General features: G+C 66.3%; 13 protein-coding genes and 1 pseudogene. 7 read left to right on the top strand and 7 right to left on the bottom strand.

Going from position 1 to position 18,804, the window contains the following annotated elements:
- Positions 1 to 336 precede the first annotated feature (336 nt).
- Positions 337 to 1,647 (top strand): HEAT repeat domain-containing protein, encoded by a 1,311-nt coding sequence (locus OG251_RS35160; RefSeq protein ID WP_326680890.1) that lies wholly within the window; start codon positions 337 to 339, stop codon positions 1,645 to 1,647.
- A 556-nt stretch (positions 1,648 to 2,203) separates the two neighbouring features.
- Positions 2,204 to 2,641 carry a DUF4259 domain-containing protein gene (locus OG251_RS35165; protein WP_326680891.1) on the top strand — a complete coding sequence of 146 codons (438 nt, stop codon included), beginning with the start codon at positions 2,204 to 2,206 and terminating at the stop codon, positions 2,639 to 2,641.
- Between the two features lie 115 nt (positions 2,642 to 2,756).
- Here the strand turns inward: OG251_RS35165 and OG251_RS35170 are convergent, their stop codons facing one another.
- Complete coding sequence (locus OG251_RS35170; protein ID WP_326680892.1) at positions 2,757 to 3,146, bottom strand: DUF6009 family protein; 390 nt, start codon at positions 3,144 to 3,146, stop codon at positions 2,757 to 2,759.
- A 151-nt stretch (positions 3,147 to 3,297) separates the two neighbouring features.
- Positions 3,298 to 4,857, bottom strand: a complete 1,560-nt coding sequence (locus OG251_RS35175) for a DNA primase family protein (protein ID WP_326680893.1) — start codon at positions 4,855 to 4,857, stop codon at positions 3,298 to 3,300.
- A gap of 1,228 nt (positions 4,858 to 6,085) precedes the next feature.
- On the opposite strand from OG251_RS35175, the gene OG251_RS35180 reads away from it, so the two are divergent.
- From OG251_RS35180 to OG251_RS35190, 3 genes are all read left to right on the top strand, one after another.
- Positions 6,086 to 6,604, top strand: coding sequence for a hypothetical protein (locus OG251_RS35180; protein ID WP_326680894.1), 519 nt, complete (start codon positions 6,086 to 6,088; stop codon positions 6,602 to 6,604).
- Between the two features lie 353 nt (positions 6,605 to 6,957).
- Entirely contained in the window at positions 6,958 to 8,367 is a 1,410-nt protein-coding gene (locus tag OG251_RS35185) for a hypothetical protein (RefSeq protein ID WP_326680895.1), read from the top strand.
- A 558-nt stretch (positions 8,368 to 8,925) separates the two neighbouring features.
- Entirely contained in the window at positions 8,926 to 9,087 is a 162-nt protein-coding gene (locus OG251_RS35190) for a hypothetical protein (RefSeq protein ID WP_326680896.1), read from the top strand.
- A gap of 150 nt (positions 9,088 to 9,237) precedes the next feature.
- Here the strand turns inward: OG251_RS35190 and OG251_RS35195 are convergent, their stop codons facing one another.
- From OG251_RS35195 to OG251_RS35205, 3 genes are all read right to left on the bottom strand, one after another.
- Positions 9,238 to 10,023, bottom strand: coding sequence for a hypothetical protein (locus OG251_RS35195; RefSeq protein ID WP_326680897.1), 786 nt, complete (start codon positions 10,021 to 10,023; stop codon positions 9,238 to 9,240).
- 376 nt (positions 10,024 to 10,399) lie between these two features.
- Positions 10,400 to 11,254 (bottom strand): NAD(P)H-binding protein, encoded by an 855-nt coding sequence (locus tag OG251_RS35200; protein WP_326680898.1) that lies wholly within the window; start codon positions 11,252 to 11,254, stop codon positions 10,400 to 10,402.
- Entirely contained in the window at positions 11,251 to 11,676 is a 426-nt protein-coding gene (locus OG251_RS35205) for a nuclear transport factor 2 family protein (RefSeq protein ID WP_326680899.1), read from the bottom strand. Before OG251_RS35205 ends, OG251_RS35200 begins: the two co-directional genes overlap by 4 nt.
- 101 nt (positions 11,677 to 11,777) lie before the next feature.
- Here OG251_RS35205 and OG251_RS35210 point away from each other — a divergent pair, with 101 nt between their 5' ends.
- Positions 11,778 to 12,371 carry a TetR/AcrR family transcriptional regulator gene (locus OG251_RS35210; RefSeq protein ID WP_326680900.1) on the top strand — a complete coding sequence of 198 codons (594 nt, stop codon included), beginning with the start codon at positions 11,778 to 11,780 and terminating at the stop codon, positions 12,369 to 12,371.
- Between the two features lie 234 nt (positions 12,372 to 12,605).
- On the opposite strand, the gene OG251_RS35215 is transcribed toward OG251_RS35210, so the two are convergent.
- Positions 12,606 to 12,845, bottom strand: coding sequence for a hypothetical protein (locus tag OG251_RS35215; protein ID WP_326680901.1), 240 nt, complete (start codon positions 12,843 to 12,845; stop codon positions 12,606 to 12,608).
- Between the two features lie 183 nt (positions 12,846 to 13,028).
- Positions 13,029 to 14,231 (bottom strand): annotated as a pseudogene (locus OG251_RS35220) (IS3 family transposase).
- 471 nt (positions 14,232 to 14,702) lie between these two features.
- Between OG251_RS35220 and OG251_RS35225 the strand changes: the two are divergent.
- Entirely contained in the window at positions 14,703 to 18,434 is a 3,732-nt protein-coding gene (locus tag OG251_RS35225) for a LamG domain-containing protein (protein ID WP_326680902.1), read from the top strand.
- Positions 18,435 to 18,804 lie beyond the last annotated feature (370 nt).

Below are 18,804 nucleotides of genomic sequence, written 5' to 3' on the forward strand. Positions count from 1 at the left end.
ACCCCCAAATCGATACCAAACACCCAACTACATTTCAACTGTATCGAACAGTAATTCGAACATGCGAGTTTTGGGCAACGTGTATCAGCCAGGACGTGGGTGTTGTGGTCGCCCTGCGCAGCCTTCGCCCGGCACATCGTGCCCCCGCAGCGCGGGGCGCCACAGCACCGCTTTCGAGCCGGGTCACCGCAAGGTGCAGCGTGACCGGACGGAGCTGTGGTCGGCGGCGTTCAGCAGCGAGGCGAAACCGGTCGGTGGGTCCGGCGGCTCGGCGCGTTGTCGTAGGCCTGCGCGATCATGCGGTCTCCGGGCGGAAGGTCACTGGGAGGGGTTTCGATGAATGGCTTGGTGAGGGACTTGGGCTGCCCGGACCGGTGCGTCGCGGCGGCGGAGGTACTGGTCAGCGGAGGGAAGGTGGCGGCGGAGGCCATCGTGCGTGAGCTGGCGGATGAGCTGTCGCCGGTGCAGTGGCTGGATGCCGTGCCCGTGCTCCAGCGCATCGGGGACGCGGCGTTCGACTGCCTGGTCCAGGGACTCCTCGACGCGTCCACGGCGGAGGCCAAGGACAGGGTCGGCCTCGCGTTCACATGGCTGGGCGCGAATTTTCTGGACCAGTACGTCACGGCGATGTCTCATACCTCGGCGTTCGTCCGCTGTCAGGCGGTGGTCGGGATACGGCTCTGTGATGGGGCCGGCGTGTCGACGGTCCCTGCTTTGGTGCCGTTACTCGGCGACCCCGACCCTGAGGTCGCCCAACAGGCGCAGGACACCTTGGTGATCCGTGGCAAGGAGATCGAAGCCAGCCTTGTTCCTCTCCTCCAGCAGATCCGGCGGGCGGGGCCCGGCCGACAGCGTGCCCGGGCGCTGACTGTCCTCGCGGCGCTCGGCGGTGAGACCGTGCTGCCCGCGCAAGACGTGGCGGCAGTCGAGCGCCTCATCCGCGTGAAGCTCCCGAATGACCGGCCGACGGTGTCGGGGGCCTGCTGGAATCACTGGATCGCGGTACCGAGCGGGGATCAGGCCGGGATCATCAGCATCCTGGGCCTCACGGACCCGAGACCGGTGACCTTCGCGCTCGGCAACGACATCGTGGACTCCGACGGACACGACGCCGAACCGGGGAGTCACGGGCGCTTCACCAGGGTCTTCGTCACCCCGGACCTCGAAGGCTGGACCTTCGTGCTCGGCGCGTGGTGCGACCCCTGCGACGCGGAACGGAGCGAGGACGTCCTGAGGCTCTGCACTCTCCTCAGCTCACGCTACGGACGCGCCGCGGCGTACTACTACGGCGCTCAAGGCGATGGCTCCGCGTGGCTCGTCACTGATCACGGCAAGGTGCTCCGACGCTACAGCGAGACCGGCGAAGGCGAGGACCATCTGCTCACCCTGGGCGATCCCCTTACGTTCGAACAGACACGCAGAGAGGAACTCGGCCTCCAGCCCGTATGGGACGCCGCGCTGGAATCCGAGGACGACGCCGACGAATGGCAATGGGCAGCGTTCGAACTCGCACCCCAGATCGCCCAGCATCTCGGGACCAGCCCTCTCCGCATCAACTCGGAGACCACCTCACGCGGTGTCGGCGTCATCGCCCTGACCCCGTACGGAGTTGCCCACGGCGTGCCAACAGGCACGTACTGCATCTAAAGACTCTGCAGGCCGTGGACGACGTCGTCCCCTCTCGCGCCCGGCGTCCCCGTGGCGCAAGACTGAGCCCGCAGCTGGCCAGACGGGCCATCTAACACACTCAGTCACAGTGGGGGTTGTGACTGAGCGCAATAGTTGGCCCACGCGAAAGCGGTAAGGGCACACTGAGCTGGTGGGTTCATGGGTCATAAGACGCCGTGGCGTGCAGCGCTCTGACTGCCGAGGTGGCTTCGCGACGTACGGATCGCTCATGATCGAACCTCAGAGAATTCGACGGTGTGGGTGGTGTGGTGTGGGGGACTGGCGGACCGATCCGACATTCGCGATGTGCCGGGCTCTGGTGGACGGGGCGGATCTGCCCTCGTTCGTAGGAGGTCCGTTCGACATCCGGGCTGTGGTGGCGGCCCATTCGGCCCGAGAAGATCGACGGAGCCGTCCTCGACGACGTTCCTTGGGAGAACTTTCCTCACAGCGAAGGATGCGGGTACTGCTTGCATCCTGACCTCGCTGTCGGCGGCCAATGCGACGATCCCGGGACGACCACGCGAGGAGAGACATGGGTACGTGGGACATCGGCCCCTTCGACAACGACACCGCCGCCGACTTCGCCGGTGACCTGGACGAGGCAGCACTGGAAGAACATGAAGCCATGGTCCGGAGCGTGCTCAAGCGTTCCGCCGGGTCTGCAGACTTCCTGGGTATCTGCGACGGCGAGCGTGCCGTGGCCGCGGCGGCCCTGGTCGTCGCCCAGCATCCTGAGGGCGATCCGGCGTGTTCGAACTATGGCCCATCAGAGCCGCTACCAGAATTGCCTGCAGACCTTCGAATGCTCGCCGTCGACGCCCTGGACCAAGTGATCTCCAACCGGTCTGAACTCGCCGAGCTGTGGGCCAAAGCTGCGAACTGGTCAAAGTGGCGCCAGGACATCACCCGCCTCCGCGACATCCTTGGCCCTCCGATCCCGCCACAAGAGGAAGCCCTCTTCGAGATCTAATCGGTTACCCAACGTCACAGACCACAGAACTTGAGCCAGACCCACTTGTCGGCAGCTTCCACCAGGCCCACAGGCACCTGGTGAGAAAAAGGGCTCACCGCGGCAGCCGCTCGCGTCAGGAGGCGGCAGGCACTATTTCCAAGGTGGCCTGGGAACGAGGAGTTTTTTCCCCGGCCTTTCCCGGTTCAACGGTCCGGGGGTCTACCGCTTCGAGTGGCGAGCCCACCTTGTAGGGGCACTCGGGGTCGTCGGGTTGGTTGGGACGGTCGTGCGGCAAGAGGTAGAACGTACGGCGTGCGAAGAGGCCGCTGTCAGGCCGCCGCGGCGCGGTCGGAGCGAGGTTGGTGTAGCCGACGAGGCGGCCATCGCGTTCGTAGCGCGGTTTGCCCTTACGCGTGCTGACCTTGTCGAGGGCCTGCCGGACGTAGTCGAGATCTTCCGTGCTCTCCAGCCACACGACTTCGGCTTCCTGGGCGAGATCGCCTTCTTGGGGCATCGCGCTCATTGGGCCTCCTGGTTGTCTACGGCCGGGTGCCGGTCGGCAGGTGTGGCGGTCATGCGACTTCGGCCTCTGGCGGACCGTGTGCAGTCCTTCAGGGGAGCATCGCGTCCATCGTACGGTCGGTCTGCTGGGGATCCCAGGGCGCAGTGGCTGGTCACGAGGTTCTTTCCCCGTCGGGGTCGCTGTCATCCGGGAGGAGTCCCAGGCCGGGGTAGAGCTTGGTGGCGTTGTTCTTGATCATCTCGGCGGGTGAGGACAGTCCGAGTTCCTGTCTGATGCGGCTGGCGAAGGCCCGGCTCGTCGAGGGCCTGATCCCTTCGTCGGCACACCAGCGCCCGTAGGTCTCGTAGAGGAGTTTCTGTTCGACGCGCAGTTCGGGGTTGGGCCGACCGTCGTTGCCCTTGGTGCAGCATTCGGTGATGAAGCGGCCGATGTGGTCTTCGGTTGTCTCGTAGGCAGCGGTGGCCACGCGGACGGAGGCCGGTCCGGTGAGCGGGTCGCGTGTGGTGAGGTACCGGCGGGCGCCGTCGATCAGCCAGTGCAGGATGCCTGGTCCTTCGTCGCGGACGAGTTCGGCGGCGAGGTTGTCGATCTTCCGCTCGTCGGGGACGCGTCGCTCGAAGGGGATGATGCGCATGCGCCGCCAGAAGGCGTGGCCGCCGGTGCCGACTTCGGGGCGGTGGTTGCCCAGCAGCCACAGCTTGTGTGTCGGGGTGAAGGTGAAGAAGTTCTGGCGCATGCGGCGCGCCGTGATGGTGTCGCCGCCGGTGAGGAGCTTGACGCGGGCCTCGTTGAACTTGTCGTTGGGTTTCAGTTCGCTGCAGACGACGATACGGCGGCCGTGGAGTTCGGTGAGCTCGGTGCTGTGCTCGGCGAACTTTCCCTTTTCCATGAGGAATCCGGGCGGGGCGGCGTTGGCGTAGTCACCGAGGATCTGTGTCATCACCTCGAGCAGCACGGACTTGCCGTTCGCTCCCGAGCCGTACAGGAAGGGGAGGACCTGTGCGCCGACGTCACCGGTGATGGAGTAGCCGAGCAGCAGGTGCAGGAAACGGGTGGTTTCCATGCCTTTGGCGTCGTCGCCGAAGGTGTCGCGCAGGAAGCTTTCCCATCGAGGGATCGGCATTTTTTGGGGTGCCACCATGGTGGCGCGCGAGTGCATGTCGGTGAGCGGGTTCGGCTTGCGCAGTTCTCCGGTCTGCAGGTCGACGACTCCGCATGGGGTGCACAGGGCGTAGATGTCGCCGTCCAGGACGTCGGGGTCCAGGCGAAGGCTCGGTGCCGCTTGTGCCTGGTACAGCAGAGCCTTCACGCCCGAGGTCGATTCTGAGCGCCTGCGGTGGCTGGCGAGTTCGCGGTTGCTGAAGCGTCCTCTGGGGTCGGTTTCGGCGAACTGCTCGGCCATCTCGCCGGCTGCCCAGACAGCTGCTTCGTCACCGCCGGTCAGTTTCCAGCGGTACTGGTCCCATGAGTGCCAGCCCATGCCGACGACGTAGCGGAACTGGTCGGCGTAGAAGCGGGCGAACAGTTTGGCGTTGCCGCGGTCGGTCAGTGAGTCGGGCAGCACGACAGGAGCACTGGTGGGGGGTGAGTTGCGGGCGTCGGATTGCTGGGCCGGGAGGCTGGGCGTCTCGGGGAGCGCGAGGTCGAGGCTTTGCTGGCGGATCTGCTCGGCAGCGCCTTCTGCATCGAAGCGGATGGGCTCGGCGCTCATGAGCGTCCTCGGGGGTGGAGCGGGTGCTGAGCACCTGCGGACAGAGCGGACTCGATGATCGTGAAGTTGCCGCGATCCTGGTGGGGGCGCACCGACTCTGAGGTCTCCAGCATGTGGTCCCTCGCCTCGGGCTCGGTGAGGCGGCCTTCTTGGACGAGACATCCAGCGGTGGGGACGGCTCGGTTGAGCTTCTCTGTGATTCCTGCGCCTTGCGGTGTTGTCGCGCGGCTGTCGCCCTCAGCCTGGAGTGGGTCAAGGATTCGGTCGGCTACCGTCACAGAACGCCAGATCGCTGGGACGGACCACACCGGTCGCCCTGCTCGGAGGGTTCGCCGGGCGATCGCATGACACTCAAGGGGTGCGTCCGGGACCGTCAACGATGTCGCGGGCTTGCGGGGCAACGGCTGTGTCCTTGTCGAAGTCCGTATCGTTTTTGACGTTCTTGTCCCAGAGACGGGAAGTCCTGATCAGCGGCAGTCTTCGCTGGGACTTACGGGACTGAAGGGACCAAGATTTCTGCATTACGGGACAGAGCGTAGCTCACCGTATGTCGCCCCCACACAGGTTCTTCCGCGTGTCGCAGAAGTTGAGTCCCGTCAGACCCGTTGGGTCAGCCGTTCACGAAGGGCGAGGGCTTTCGTTCAGTCCCGTCCGGGCACCGGCCGCTTGAGTCCCGCACCACATATTCGCAGGTCAGCCCTACCCTCATCGCCCTCCACGGGACTGACGGGACCAACCTTGGCAGTTATAGGCTCCTCAAGACTACTCAGTACATGTACACCCGCGCGTATACGAAGACACCACACACAGGTGATAACTGCGGAGCTGAGTCCCGTCAGTCCCGCACGGTTGCAGCAAGTAGCTTCTGACCTGGCCTTTTCCTCCGAGCCCCGGTACGGGACTCAGCCCCTGCGGGACTGAAGAACACTCCCGTCACCGGAAGGCTGAGCTATGTACAAACCTCAGTCCCGTCAGTCCCGTGATCGGCTTCTGACAGGTCGTCGTCGCAGAGCCTCTCCAGCGGCGACGAATGCTCCGGTGCAGGTCAGCCGCAGCGCTGGCAAGCCAGCGCTGCGGCCGGGGCAGGTTTCAAGAGTGCTGGCGGGAGCCTTGTCACGGCTCATGGACGTCCGCTGCCGTGAGGGAGTAGTGCTCATCAGGTCTTCGTGGCGGGCGCGTTTCCCTCACGCCGATCCTGCGGGACCCGTCGTGTCGTTACGGTTGGCTGATGAACAGTGATGGCGTAGTCGTGGACGAGGCGATCCATGCGGCGTGGGACTCCTACCGGATCCTGGAGAAGCGGACTTCCGCCGAGGAGCGCCAAGAGGCGCGGGAGCGGGTCGAGGCTGCGACGGACACTTATGGGCGTGAGGAGGTGTCCCGCGGCACGGTCTTTCTGGTAGGTGTGCTGACCGGATACCTGATCGCCGAACAAGCCGGCGGCGAGGATCGTCTTGACCCGCTCAGCGATCTGATCCCCGCGGTGATCCGCAGACTGCCCACTTTCGAGATGGCCGACCCGGCTCAGGTGCCGATGGTCACCGGGGTTCTCATGGCCGCTGCGATGGGCATGGACACCGTGGCCTGGCGCGATCGGTTCGGGCAGATCCCGCCGGAGGAGGCTCTGGTGCACAGCTTCGTGTTGTGGCTGCTCGCCGACCTCTTCGATTCCCTCACCGGACGGCCCGGAGTCATCGACCGGATGATGAGGGAGACCTTCGACTCCCTGGCCACCGAACGTAGCTGACGTTTGCCCGGTCTCCGGACACGTTGACCTCCACAGCGATCCTGCAGCGGTTGCCCCTGTTGGCGGAGCTGGACCGGCTGCAGATGGATGGGGCCGGCCTGGTGTGGTCGAAGCACGATAGTTGTCACCATCGGCATCCGCTGGCCTGCGGCTTCAGTAGGACAAAGCGTGGTGGTTGTCACCGGTGCAGCGTGCTACCTGTCATCAGCGGCAAGCGAAGCATGGGCGATGTCACCGCCTTCGGTTTCTGGTGGATGCCAGGCGGCGGCCCCGGCGGTCACGGGCCATATTCCACGCGCCCTACACCATCCCCGCGTCCTACGATCACATGTACGACTGCTGGAGGGGCGGGAATGCTTGAGGACATCGAGGACGGGGCAGCGGCAGCGATCCGGCTCGCGGGCGGTGCGCCGCTTTCAAGCACGTTTGATGTCGCCGACCCGGGTGGCTGGCTCGCGCTGGACGCTGGAGCGCGTGACGTGGCCTGGTACCGTCCGCAGTTCCTGCCAGGGTGGGAGCACCCCGGCCCCCTGACTGAGCTCGGCGAGTCTCTGCTCGCAGTCGCCCTCTGCCACCGTGACGGGCGGATCCGTCAGGAGGCGCTGCGTCAGTCGGTCCGATACCCCGGTCTGCTGCCGTTGGTCGTTGTCCGCTGCGCCGATTGGGTCGGCCCCGTGCGCGAGCACGCACGGCAGTTGCTGCGCAAGGCCCTGAACGTGGACTCTGCCCTCGACCTCGCGTCGCTCATCCTCCGCATCGGCCGCCGCGACAGAGGTGCCTTCGGCGTCGACGTGCTCGGCCACATCCTGTGTCAGGCATCCCACGAGCAGCTCGCTGTTCTTTTCGCTGCCCCCGACCGCTTCGTCCGGCGGTTCGCCTACCGGCTGGCCATCGAGGGCCGGCTCCTCCGTCCCCCCGAGCTGGCCAGCGCGGCCACCCGGGACCAGGACACCGTGGTCCAGGACCTGTGTGCCACTGCGGCTCTCACGGCTCTCGGCGACGAGGATGCCTACGAGGATGTGCTGCCTCCACTGCTGTCCGCACGCAACCCACGTGTCCGTTCGGCCGGCGTCACCGCGCTGAGACAAGCGGGGCGGTCCGAGCAGGCGGAGCCGTTTCTCAGTGACCGTTCCTCACTCGTGCGTGCTTGTGCCCGGTATGTCGTACGACAGCAGGGTGGTGACCCGGCGGCCTGGTACCGGGAGCGGTGCACGGCAGCGGACGACCCCGAGTTGCCACCCGGTGCAGTCATCGGGCTGGCCGAGTGCGGGAACCACGCGGACGCCGGGCTGTTGCAGCTACTGCTCGTGCACCCGGCGGCCGGGGTGCGGGCGCGAGCAGTGGCAGGGTTGCGGGCGCTGGACTGCGTGGATGCGAAGCAGCTGCGGCCGCTCCTCGACGACCCTGCCGCCGCGGTGGTCCGCGAGACCGCCGCAGCCCTGCTGCCCTTGGCCAAGGAACTGCCCGCCGAATGGCTACTGGAGCGCGCCAGTACAGATCGGCTGCGGCACGTCCGCGTCGGCGCGTTCCGTCTGCTCGACGCCCGCGGCGGCACCGTGGCACTACAGGCAGCAGTCGGTCTGCTCGAAGATTCGGATATGAAGCTGCGCACCCGGGCCGCGCAATCAGTACAGCACTGGCATCCGTCGCCGGACGAGCGACGCGGGGATACGGAGGTGGGCGAACTGCTCGACCGGAGCCGACACCTCTTCAGCGACCACACGCTGCGCCGACGCAAGTGGGAAGCCGGGGTGGACAACTGAGACCGCAATGCGGTCCAGAACCCCGCTCGACATTCGCCGCCCGGCGGCCCTGGTGACAGCACGCCCGCCCATGGGACAACTACCGTGCTTTGGCTCAGCTGCAGCACCTCAGCCTCCCACAGAGCGCAGCTGCTGGTAGCCGATCCGGCGTTGGATGCAGCAGCTGTGCATGGATCTCGCGTGGAACATCGCAGACCTGCGATGTTATGCAGCCGCGTGGGCGGGCCAACGGCCCTGCTGACACTGCGGAGCAGCAGGCGCCGGCTGGAGGCAGCACGGCCCGAGCAGCGTGCAGCAGCTGGCCGAGCTGCACCGGCCGGAGCCAGCCTGCTACCCGTGCAGCACCCGTGGGCCGCCTGGCCCATGCAAATGCTGCGCTGCACTCGCAATGCAGCCCTGCTGCACTCCGAGGACCACCACCAGGACCAGCACAGCACCCCGGCGAGCAGCACGACCAGGAGCAGCAGCACTCCGCTGCTGTCCTTAGACAGATGATCTTGACCGATTGCCAGGTGATCTTGACCGACGAGGTCGAACGTCTGTCGGTACGGTCGGCCCATGAAGCACGTGCCAGAGAGCGTGGATCACGAGATCCTGAACGGCCGGATCATCCATGCGATCAAGGCGTACCGGGACGTGTCAGGCTGCACGATCCACGAAGCGATGGACTTCGTCGAAGAACGTCGAGCGGAGCTTCACCGCGACCGGCCGAGCACCTGACCCGGTCAAACCCTCTTGGTAATCGGTCAAGATCATCTGTCAGAGGACAGCTGCCGCAGGCCTGCGGCTCACACCTCACACCTTCACGCGCACCGCGTCTACCTGGGGAAACGGGCTGTGTGCCTCATAGGAGCAGCCGGGATGGGAGGTCTACAGGACGGTGCCGTGCAGGGCGCGGCGGTCGCCGGACATCGCGTAGCGGCGGGCGGCGAGGCCGTGTTCGAGGGGTTCGCCGATCTGGTCGCACAGCAGCGCCAGGACGTCGGCTGCGTCGGTGTCGGAGAGGTAGGCCGGGGCGACTTCGAGCATCAACTCCCCGATCGCATGGCTGCTGGCGGCAAGGTCGTCGACGACGCGGCGCAGCGCGGCGACGGTCGGGTCCGCCGGCGGATCGGCGGGTGGCACCGGCGGTGCGGTGCGGATGTCGCGGACGGCCTGGCGAACCACGGCACGCACCGTGGCCTCATTGAGGGCCTGGAGGCCGCTGTGGGCGAGCGTGCCGAGTCGGCGGGTGATCAGCTCCGCGACGTCGCCGCTGCGACTGGAGACGTCGATCAGGGCGCGCCGGGAGAGGCCGTAGTCGAGCGCGGCCGCGGCGGCCGGGTCGGTGTCTCGCATGCGAGACAGATCGGGGCTGGCGGCAACGGCGGCGTGGATCGAGGCGAGGGAGCGGGCGACGTCGAGCAGCCGGTACGCCTGGGCGCGGCTGATGCCGAACTCCGCGTCGCAGTACGACTCCCAGCGGCTGTGCCCGAGGGGGAGCCCCACCCGGGCGGCGTGCGCGTCGCGGACCCGGGCGGCGAGCACCGCCACGGAGCGCCGGACGTCGTCCATCGCGTCGCGCAGCCCGGCTGTGACCTCGCGGGCCTGCTCCGCGCTGAGCGGCGTCCGCGCCGGTTCGACGACGTCGTCCTGGTCCTCGTTGTGCTCGCCCACTACTCCATCGTCCTCCGGAACGGAGGGCGCCACCAGGGCGTGCGGCAGCGAACCGATGAGCCGGTTTCAGGGCTCTGCTGATCAGCAGTTCACCGGATCGAGGGGTGGGGCGTACTGGATGCTGACGGATGCGAGGGTGACAACGCATCGCCGGGCTGAATCTCACAGGCTCATTGCCTTACAGGTCAGCGCGTTCACCTGGGGGAAAGAGGTGTGAGCCTCATACCTGGCAGGTGGCTGAGAGGCGTCAGTACCGCCCTACGATTGTCCTCTGACACCGAACCTGGATCGTTTGCCAGGGAAGTTGGACGACCACTACGTTTGAGCCAGGACACGCTAGTTGGAACTTGGTCACGCATGTTGGAACTGGGGGACGTCAGCCCCGGATTCGGTGCATCTCCCGTTCCGCGAAAGCGCGGAAGCTGCGCGGCGGACGGCCAGTGAGGCGCTGGACAGTGTCGGTGGTGCGGTCCTCGGCGCCTTCGGCGATGGCGTGGTCCATACCGGCGAGCATCGCGGCGAACTCGGCGGGCACGTCGGCCATCAGGCGGTCGCGCATTTGCTCGTAGGTAAGCCGACGGTGGGTGATGGTCCGGCCGGTGACGTGGGCGAGGACGGTGGCGATGTCGTCGTAGCTCAGCGCTTGGGGCCCGGTGATGATCAGGTCGGTCTTCGGGGCCTGCGCCTCGGTCAGCGCGTGCACGGCGACGGCGGCGATGTCGTCGGCGTCGACGAACCCGACGCGGCCCCCGCCGGTTGCCGTTCGGATGGTCCCGTCCGCTCGAATGGTCCGGGCGTGCGCATGGTCGCCGCTGAAGTTCTGCATGAACCACGAGGGTCGCAGGACCGCCCACTGGGAGAACAGGCCGGGCAGGGCCTGGTGAACCTGTCCCACGGCGGGGCCGCCGGCGGGGATCGCCGACGAGCTGAGCAGGACAGCGCGGTGGACTCCTGCGGTGCGGGCCTGCTGGAGGAAGGGCAGCATGACGGCTGCCGGGTCCGGAGAGCCGAGCGGCGGGATGAGATAGACCCGGTCCGCGCCTTCGAGTGCGCCTTCGAAAGATGCGGGGTCGTCCCAGTCGAATCGTACGGGACAGGCCCCGTCGACGGGGGTGACGCGTCGGCTGGCAGCCTTGACGCGCTGGCCTGCGGCGGCCAGTTGGGCGGCGACGCGGCTGCCGGTGGTGCCGGTGGCCCCGATGACCAGGGCGAACTCCTGGGATGCGTTCATGAGTTGCTTCCGGCGAAGTGGGTGGCGGGGTCCTGGACGGCGAGCGGGTTCCAGTAGTCGCGGTAGTGGGCGATGAGGCCGTTCTTGACGGTGACCACGGCGATGTAGGACATGTCGAAGGGGCTGTCAGTGGCCACCAGACGGCCCACACCGCGCATCTCGACCACGATGGTCTCGGGGGTGATGGTCTGATGGATCTCCACATAGGGGAAGTCGTGAAGGTCTATGTGGTCGGGGTAGTCGCGCATGTACTTGGCGACGGCCGCCTTGCCCTCCAGCCGCTTTGGCCAGCCTTCCGGCGCGAAGGGGAACTCGAAGATCCCGTTCTCGTCCCACAGGCCGACCCAGGCGGAGATGTCCTTGTCTAGCAATGCTTGCAGGCCGTGGCGGTACACGTCCGCCGATGCGATGTTCGTGCTCATGGGGTGCTCCGTCCCGTACGATACGGACTCTGAGTCCGTTTCACGCAGCTGACGATACGGACCCCGGGTCCGTTTTGCAATCGGAGGATCGAGGGAACCGCATGCCCGAACGCAAGCCACGCGCGGACGCCACTCGCAATCGGGAGGCCGTCCTTGCGGCTGCCGACACGCTCTTCGCCCGTTGCGAGAGCCCTGAGGCGGTCACCATGGCTGACATCGCGACAGCAGCCGGCGTCGGCAAGGCAACGCTCTTCCGCGGCTTCGGTGACCGCACCGGCCTGATCCACGCGCTCTACGCGTTGCGGCTCGCACCGATCAGGCTCGCCGCCGAAGAGGGGCCACCACCTCTGGGGCCCGTCACCTCGCCACTGGAGCGCGTACCCGCCCTCGTCGACGCCGTGCTGTGCTTCAAGATCGACAACCGCCACCTTGCCCTGGCACTGGAGGGAACCGGCGGCGACAGCCCTTACGCGGCAGAACACTACGAGTGGTGGCACAGCACACTCCAGGCCGCCCTGGAGCAGATTCCCGGGCTTGCCGACAGCGGTTTCACTGCGCATGCTCTGCTTGCTGCCACCCGCGCCGACCTCGTCGAACACCTCGTCGGCCAACAGCGGATGACCCGTGAGCAGATGCGGGCTCACCTGACGGCCTTCACCGCCAGAGTCCTGGAAGCCCGTGTGCCACTGGATTGAACACCCTGGACCGACGTCGAATGCCACCAGCGAAGCCGTTCACGCCATAGCGGGCTCCGGCTCATAGATGGAACTTGGTCTCGATTATTGGAGCTACTGTTCCGGCCGTGAGGTGTCGATCTTGTGCGCCAGTTCTTCGCTGAACTCGATAAGGAGCATCCGTAGCGCCGTGTAGTGCGAGGTGCTCGCGGTGCCGATCACCCCGGCCCCGCTGCCCGTCCGGACGAGCTCTCCCTACAGGCCCTCCAGCTCCTGGGCGAGGGCCGCGTAACGGGCCCCGACCTCAGCCGCTTCCTCCCCGCCTTCCTGGAGCGTTTCCAGGTCGGCGGCGCATACGGCCAGGCCCTCCTTCAGCACCTGGAGCACCTCCGGGCCCTCCCCGGAGCGTTGCCGCTTCCTGATCTGCTCGGCGTACCACCTGGTCACGGCCAGCACAGCCTCTTCGGCGGCCTGCGGACTCCACTGCTCTGACAAGGGACTTCCTTCGTATCGGGCGCTGGCGGAGAGGCCATTGTCCCCGGCCGGGAAGCTGCCTTCAGGGCGCGCGGGGTCGCGCAAGCCGTCACGGCCTACCGTCCGGACGCCTAGGCTGGTACCGCCAATGATCATCCTTGGGGGGACCATGGACCGGGCCTTGACCCTGGATGTTGAACACGTCTATGCGGCTTGGGCCAGGGTATTTGCTGCTGGTTGGAGGTCGTTTTCGTAGGCGATCGGAGATCGCTGGCCGAGGCGGGAGTGCCGGCGGCGGGTGTTGTAGCGGGTCAGCCAGCGGAAGGCGTCGAGTCCGGCCTCGCGTTCGCTCGACCAGGCTTTGCGGCCTTTGAGTGTCTCTCTTGAAGGCGGCGTTGAAGCTTTCCGCGGCGGCGTTGTCCGCGCTGGAGCCGATCGCGCCCATGCTCTGCCGGACCCCGGCTGACCTGCAGAGTTCCGCGAAGGCCCTGCTCGAATATTGAGATCCGTGGTCCGTGTGCATGATCGCTCCGGTCAAGTTCCCGCGGGTCCGCTCGGCCGCCGTCAGGGCGTCGATGACGAGCTCGGTGCGCATGTGGTCGGCGATGGCCCAGCCGGCCAGCCGGCGTGAGGCGAGGTCGATGACGGTTGCGAGGTAGAGCGGCTTCGCGCCGCTGACCGGCAGGTATGTGATGTCGCCGACGTACTTCATGTTGACCTCGGCCGCGGTGAAGTCACGTCCGATCAGGTCCGGTGCCTTCGCCGCGGCCTGGTCCGTGACAGTGGTGCGGTGCCGGCGGCGCAGACGGACTCCCTCGATTCCGATGGTCCGCATGATCCTGGCGACGCGCTTGTGGTTGACTGCCGGGCCGCCCTCGTCGCGGAGTTCCGCGGTAATTCTGGGGGCTCCGTAGGTGCCGTCGGAGTCCTGGTGGACCTTGCGTATCCGGGCCGCGATCCCGGCTTCGACACTCTGGCGGGCCGCTCTCGCGGATGCGGTGCGGCACCAGTAGTAGAAGCTCGAGCGGGCCAGGCCGAGGATGTCGCAGAGCCGCTTCACGCCGTGCCGGCGCTGGTGATCCTGGACGAACTGGTAGCGGTTCACCAGCGCGTCTCCGTCGCGAAATACCGGGCCGCCTTGCGGAGTATGTCCCGCTCTTCCTCCAGCTCACGGATCCTCTTGCGGGCGGCGGCCAGCTCCGCTTGGACGGCGTCACCGCCGGCCTGCGAGGCGGCCGCCGGTGCGGAGTGGGCGCCAGGTCGGCGGCCGTCGGCGGCCCGGATCCAGTTCCTCAGCGTCTCGGTGTTCACCCCGAGATCACCGGCGACCGACTTGATCGTCGCTCCCGGCCTCGACCGGTACAACGCGACCGCGTCCGCCTTGAACTCGGCCGGGTAATGCGCGATCCGCGCCGTCCGGGCCTGGCTCGACCCCTGGACCACCCTCCAACGCTGCTGGCGAGCCTGGACCAACGAGCCGCCACCACCCGAACTCCAAGCACTGATCAACGCTGTCGGCGCAGGCCACCCGCTTGATCTCTACTGCCCGGTTTAACAAACCACCGCTAGGGCCTCATGGTTTGGCTGTGGACAGAGGAGCGCGTGCACGCAGGCGACGGCAGGCAGGGGCTCGCCTGATGTTCGCGAGCTCAGCCACGAGCCTCTCGCATTTTCCGCATATTTGCCTTTCGTGCACCCTTGGGCGCGATCGGAAATTGCGTTCCTGTAACGGCCGTTGACCTGGCGTAATCGTGACTGTTCTATGTGCCAGGTCGATTGATCTTTTGGAGTAACCATGGGGATTCTGTGAGAAAGTTGCTAAACGGTCAAAAAAGTCATCGTGGGGGAAAGCGTCGAATCCTCACCTCGCTGGCAGTCTTGGCCGTCCTCGCGGGCACCCCGGTGCTCATAACGGTGCCTTCCGCGCAGGCATCCGTAACTGAAACTGCCTCAGCGGCCGATCCTCCCCAGAACGCCCTGGCGCAGGCCTCTGATTCAGGACAGCAGGTCGAGGTCGTAGAGGAGCGAACCGAGTACGAGACGACCTTTGCCAACCCGGACGGAGCGACGTTCACGCTGGAGAAGTCGATCACTCCGGTCCGCGTGGAGAAGCCCGGCGGTGGATGGCAGGAGCCGGACGCGACGTTGGTGAAGCGGGCAGACGGTTCGATCGGACCAAAGGCTGCGACCGTTGACCTCACCTTCTCCCCTGGAGGCAAGGGAAACGGTCTTGTCACCATCGGTGAGGACAGGCAGACGATCTCCCTGGGATGGCCCGGAGCACTGCCCGCTCCGATGCTCGACGGTGAACGCGCGGTCTACGAGAACGTGCTGCCCGATGTGAATCTGATCATGACGGCCACGGTGGAGGGCTTCCGGCAGGTGCTGGAGGTTGAGACACCTGAAGCGGCGGCCAATCCGGAGCTGAAGTCCATCGAATACTCCATGGAAGCCGAGGGCCTGACGGTCCGTACCGGTGCTGTGGGCACTATGGAGGCCCTGGACGGTAACGGTCGGGTGGTCTTCCGGTCTCCTACGGCCCAGATGTGGAACTCCGCCGGTAACAGGGCAGACGAGGGCGTCAGCACTCAGTCCCTGGCCGTCCGCCCGCTTTCTGCGTCGACTACCCCCGCAGCCTCTCAGTCTGCTGAATCCGCCCCGGTCGCTCCCGCAGGGGAGGGCGACCCGCTGGCGGGCCCTGGCGACGGCGACGAGGCAGCAGTGATGGACGTCGTTGTCTCCCACAATTCTCTGACCGTTACCCCCGACGCCGGCCTGATCGAGCAGACCGCTCCGGCCGACTTCCCTGTCTACATCGACCCTGCGGTCAATGCGAACAAGTCCGAAAGGACCGTGCTGTCCTCCGACGGCGATGTGTTCTACAACTTCTCCGGTGGCGACAACGGGATGAGCGTGGGCCGTTGCGGCTCCGCCGTGATCGGCGGGACACGGTACTACTGCACGAGCGGCACGCCCTACACCAACCGGATGTACTACGAGTTCACCGCCGGCAACCTCAAGGGCAAGCACGTCCTGGACGCCGAATTCACGGTGACGGAGACGTGGTCCTTCTCCTGTGACGCCCGTTGGGTGGACCTGGAGCGTACCGACGGCATCTCCGCGTCCACGAAGTGGCCGGGGCCGGGCGGTCCGAAGTCGGACAACTCCTGGGACCAGATGGGCGACCGTAATGTTTCCCATGGCCGCGGTAGCGCCTGCAGCCCCTCTCAGCCTCGTGCACCCGTCACGTTCAGTGACTATGCCCCTGAGCCGGACGAGAACCTCACTCCGACGGTGAGGGACTTTGCTGCGGGCAAGTTCTCGACGCTCACTCTGATGCTGAAAGCCAAGGACGAGTCCGACGCCGTGGCGTGGAAGCGGTTCGACGACGACGCGGTGCTGAGGGTCATCTACGTAGGCAAGCCCGCCGTTCCCACCGAGTACGGTTTGGAGACCGGAACGGGGCAGGTCTGTAGCAAGGATTCCGCCAAGCCGACCGTCTGGTCCGACCCGACGCCGAACCTGGCAGCGACCCCGCAGACCGCCTCTGGAGGCGAGAGCGGGGCGATGCTCCGGGCCTACTTTGACATTGATGTGAAGAACACCGACGGTAGCTGGTCGGACTTCTCTGAGCCTACTTCCGGTTCTCTCAAGCCCACGAGCGGCCACGTCGGTGACGGAGCGGACCAGAACAAGACGTGGGACGTCTCGCTTGCTGATGGGAAGCAGTACCGCTACGCCGCGTACACCCGTTCCTACTACGACACCACGTACGCGAAGTATCTCGGAAGCAGTGGCTCCCCCTTCTGCTACTTCACCATCGACAGTGCGGCACCCAAGCCGCCCACGATCACCTTCAACTCCGTCTACAGCGCATGCCTTCCGGGTTCTTGTGTACCCGGTGGCAAGCCCGGGGCCGTGGGGCAGGTGACCTTTGGCCCTGCGGCTGGCACTAGTGATGTGAATGTGGCCTACGCCTACAAGCTGACCGGTGACGCTGCCTGGCGGCCCTGGAAGCCGGGTGCGACGGTCACCGAGAACATCGTCCCTACGGACTCGGGCACGGTCATTCTCAACGTGATGACCAAGGACTCTCTCAACCGCACCGGCGAGAACACTGTCCGCTTCCTGGTCGGTGAGGGTGGTGCCCCATTGGGCAAGTGGTCGTTCAACGAGACCTCCGGTGTCGGCTACGACCTCTCCGCCACAACCTCCGCTCTGCGTGACGATGTCACCCTGGCGGGCGCTTCCCGAACCTCGAACGGTCGTCGTGGGGTGGTAACCGAGAAGACCATCACCGACGGTGTGATGGGAGCGACCACGGCCACCGGTGAGGATAAGGGGCTGTGGCTGGCGAACTCCGCTTACGGTTCCACCTCCGGAAAGGTACTGGAGACGCAGGCGTCCTACACCGTGGCGGCCTGGGTACGGTTGGACACCATCGGGCGCAACTTCACCGTGCTCGGCCAGGACGGCACGCACTCTAGTCCCTTCTTCCTCGGCTACTGCGAGAGCGTCAACCGCTGGTGCTTCCGGCTGGCAGATGCCGATGCGGCTGTGACATCACTGGACAACCAGCGGGCCGACAGCAAGCAGCCCGCCTCGGCCAAGGTCTGGACGCATCTGGCCGGCGTTGTCGATACCCAGAGCAAGAAGTTGCATCTGTACGTCAACGGAGTCCTGCAGAACTCCGATGACCTCACCACCGGGGCTTGGTCGTCTTCCGGTCCGCTCCAGATCGGCCGGGTGAAGCACAAGAGCGGCTACGTTGACCACTTCGCCGGCGAGGTCGACGAGGTCACGGTGTGGCAGGAGGCGAAGACCGCCGGCGACATCGCCCGCGACGCCAACCCGGTGGACACCAACGGCAAGGCGTATGCCGAACTCGTCGCCCACTACAACCCCGAGGCCGCCGCATCGGGAGCCACCTCGCTTACCGATCTGAGTAACTACAGCAACACGGTGACGCTCGGCTCCGGGGCATCCCTGGACGGTACGGGTCTCGTCTTGAACGGCAGCTCCGGCTCGGCCACCGCGCCACGTCGCCCGGTGGATGACACCGGTTCGTTCACCGTCGCTACCGAGGTTGCCGTGACCACCTCAGCGCTGGCCTCCAAGCCTGACGGTTACCGCGCTCAAATCATGGGGCAGCGCACAGCCACCGGCTCCTCGTGGGGACTGTGGCTTGAGAAGACCGGCACCATCAGCGAGCCTGTCGTCGACGAGGACGAAAACCCTGTCCTGGACGAGAACGGGAATCCGGTTCCTCCCAAGATCGTTCCGGTCGGCCGCTGGCACTTCGGCCGTCTGACCGCCGACGGCACCGGAACCTCTGTGGCCAGCGACACTCTGGCTGCACTGGACACCCCCGTGGGCCTGGTCGGCACCTTCGACTCCAGGACAGGGCAGATCACGCTCTACGTCGGCAGCGAGATCCAGGGGGACCGGCTCGCCTACACCGCCCAGGCCGGTACCGGTGAACTCTCGGTCGGCCAGGGCTGGCTGAGCAGCGCGTGGGGCAACTTCCTGCCCGGCCGCATCACCGATATCCGCCTGTGGGCCGGTGCTGTCACCGACGAGACCCAGGTCTCGACAGTCGTCGGCTACTGACCGACTGACGGGTGTTCCCCGGGCCCCACAGCCCGGGGAACACCCCCTCCCCTGATGCGGCGCCCGCGCGCTTCCGGCTGCGGCTCTGCAGCAGGCGAGGGACGGGCCAGCCGGTTACCGCAGTGATGCGCCGAAGCAATTGTCTGCTCCGGCGCTCAACCATCGCGGTCTCGATTCTCACCATCCCCGTGCCGGCCGGCACGGGGTCTTCCGCCCTTTTCTCCCGGAGAGAGTGCATGTCCAAGAGTTCCTCACCACCGTCCCGCCCCCGAGGCAGACGAACAGCACTGCTTGCCTTCCTCGCTGCAGTGCTGTCGATACCCACATCCCTGACCCCGCTCGCTTCGGCAGCCGAACGCCCCGGCCGTCC

Source organism: Streptomyces sp. NBC_01237 (assembly GCF_035917275.1).
Taxonomy (GTDB): Bacteria; Actinomycetota; Actinomycetes; order Streptomycetales; family Streptomycetaceae; genus Streptomyces.

What these genes read in the sequence shown, in the direction of transcription:
- OG251_RS35160 (WP_326680890.1), top strand. Translation starts at nt 337, where the DNA reads ATGAATGGCTTGGTGAGGGACTTGGGCTGCCCGGACCGGTGCGTCGCG.
- OG251_RS35165 (WP_326680891.1), top strand. Translation starts at nt 2,204, where the DNA reads ATGGGTACGTGGGACATCGGCCCCTTCGACAACGACACCGCCGCCGAC.
- OG251_RS35170 (WP_326680892.1), bottom strand. Translation starts at nt 3,146, where the DNA reads ATGAGCGCGATGCCCCAAGAAGGCGATCTCGCCCAGGAAGCCGAAGTC.
- OG251_RS35175 (WP_326680893.1), bottom strand. Translation starts at nt 4,857, where the DNA reads ATGAGCGCCGAGCCCATCCGCTTCGATGCAGAAGGCGCTGCCGAGCAG.
- OG251_RS35180 (WP_326680894.1), top strand. Translation starts at nt 6,086, where the DNA reads ATGAACAGTGATGGCGTAGTCGTGGACGAGGCGATCCATGCGGCGTGG.
- OG251_RS35185 (WP_326680895.1), top strand. Translation starts at nt 6,958, where the DNA reads ATGCTTGAGGACATCGAGGACGGGGCAGCGGCAGCGATCCGGCTCGCG.
- OG251_RS35190 (WP_326680896.1), top strand. Translation starts at nt 8,926, where the DNA reads ATGAAGCACGTGCCAGAGAGCGTGGATCACGAGATCCTGAACGGCCGG.
- OG251_RS35200 (WP_326680898.1), bottom strand. Translation starts at nt 11,254, where the DNA reads ATGAACGCATCCCAGGAGTTCGCCCTGGTCATCGGGGCCACCGGCACC.
- OG251_RS35205 (WP_326680899.1), bottom strand. Translation starts at nt 11,676, where the DNA reads ATGAGCACGAACATCGCATCGGCGGACGTGTACCGCCACGGCCTGCAA.
- OG251_RS35210 (WP_326680900.1), top strand. Translation starts at nt 11,778, where the DNA reads ATGCCCGAACGCAAGCCACGCGCGGACGCCACTCGCAATCGGGAGGCC.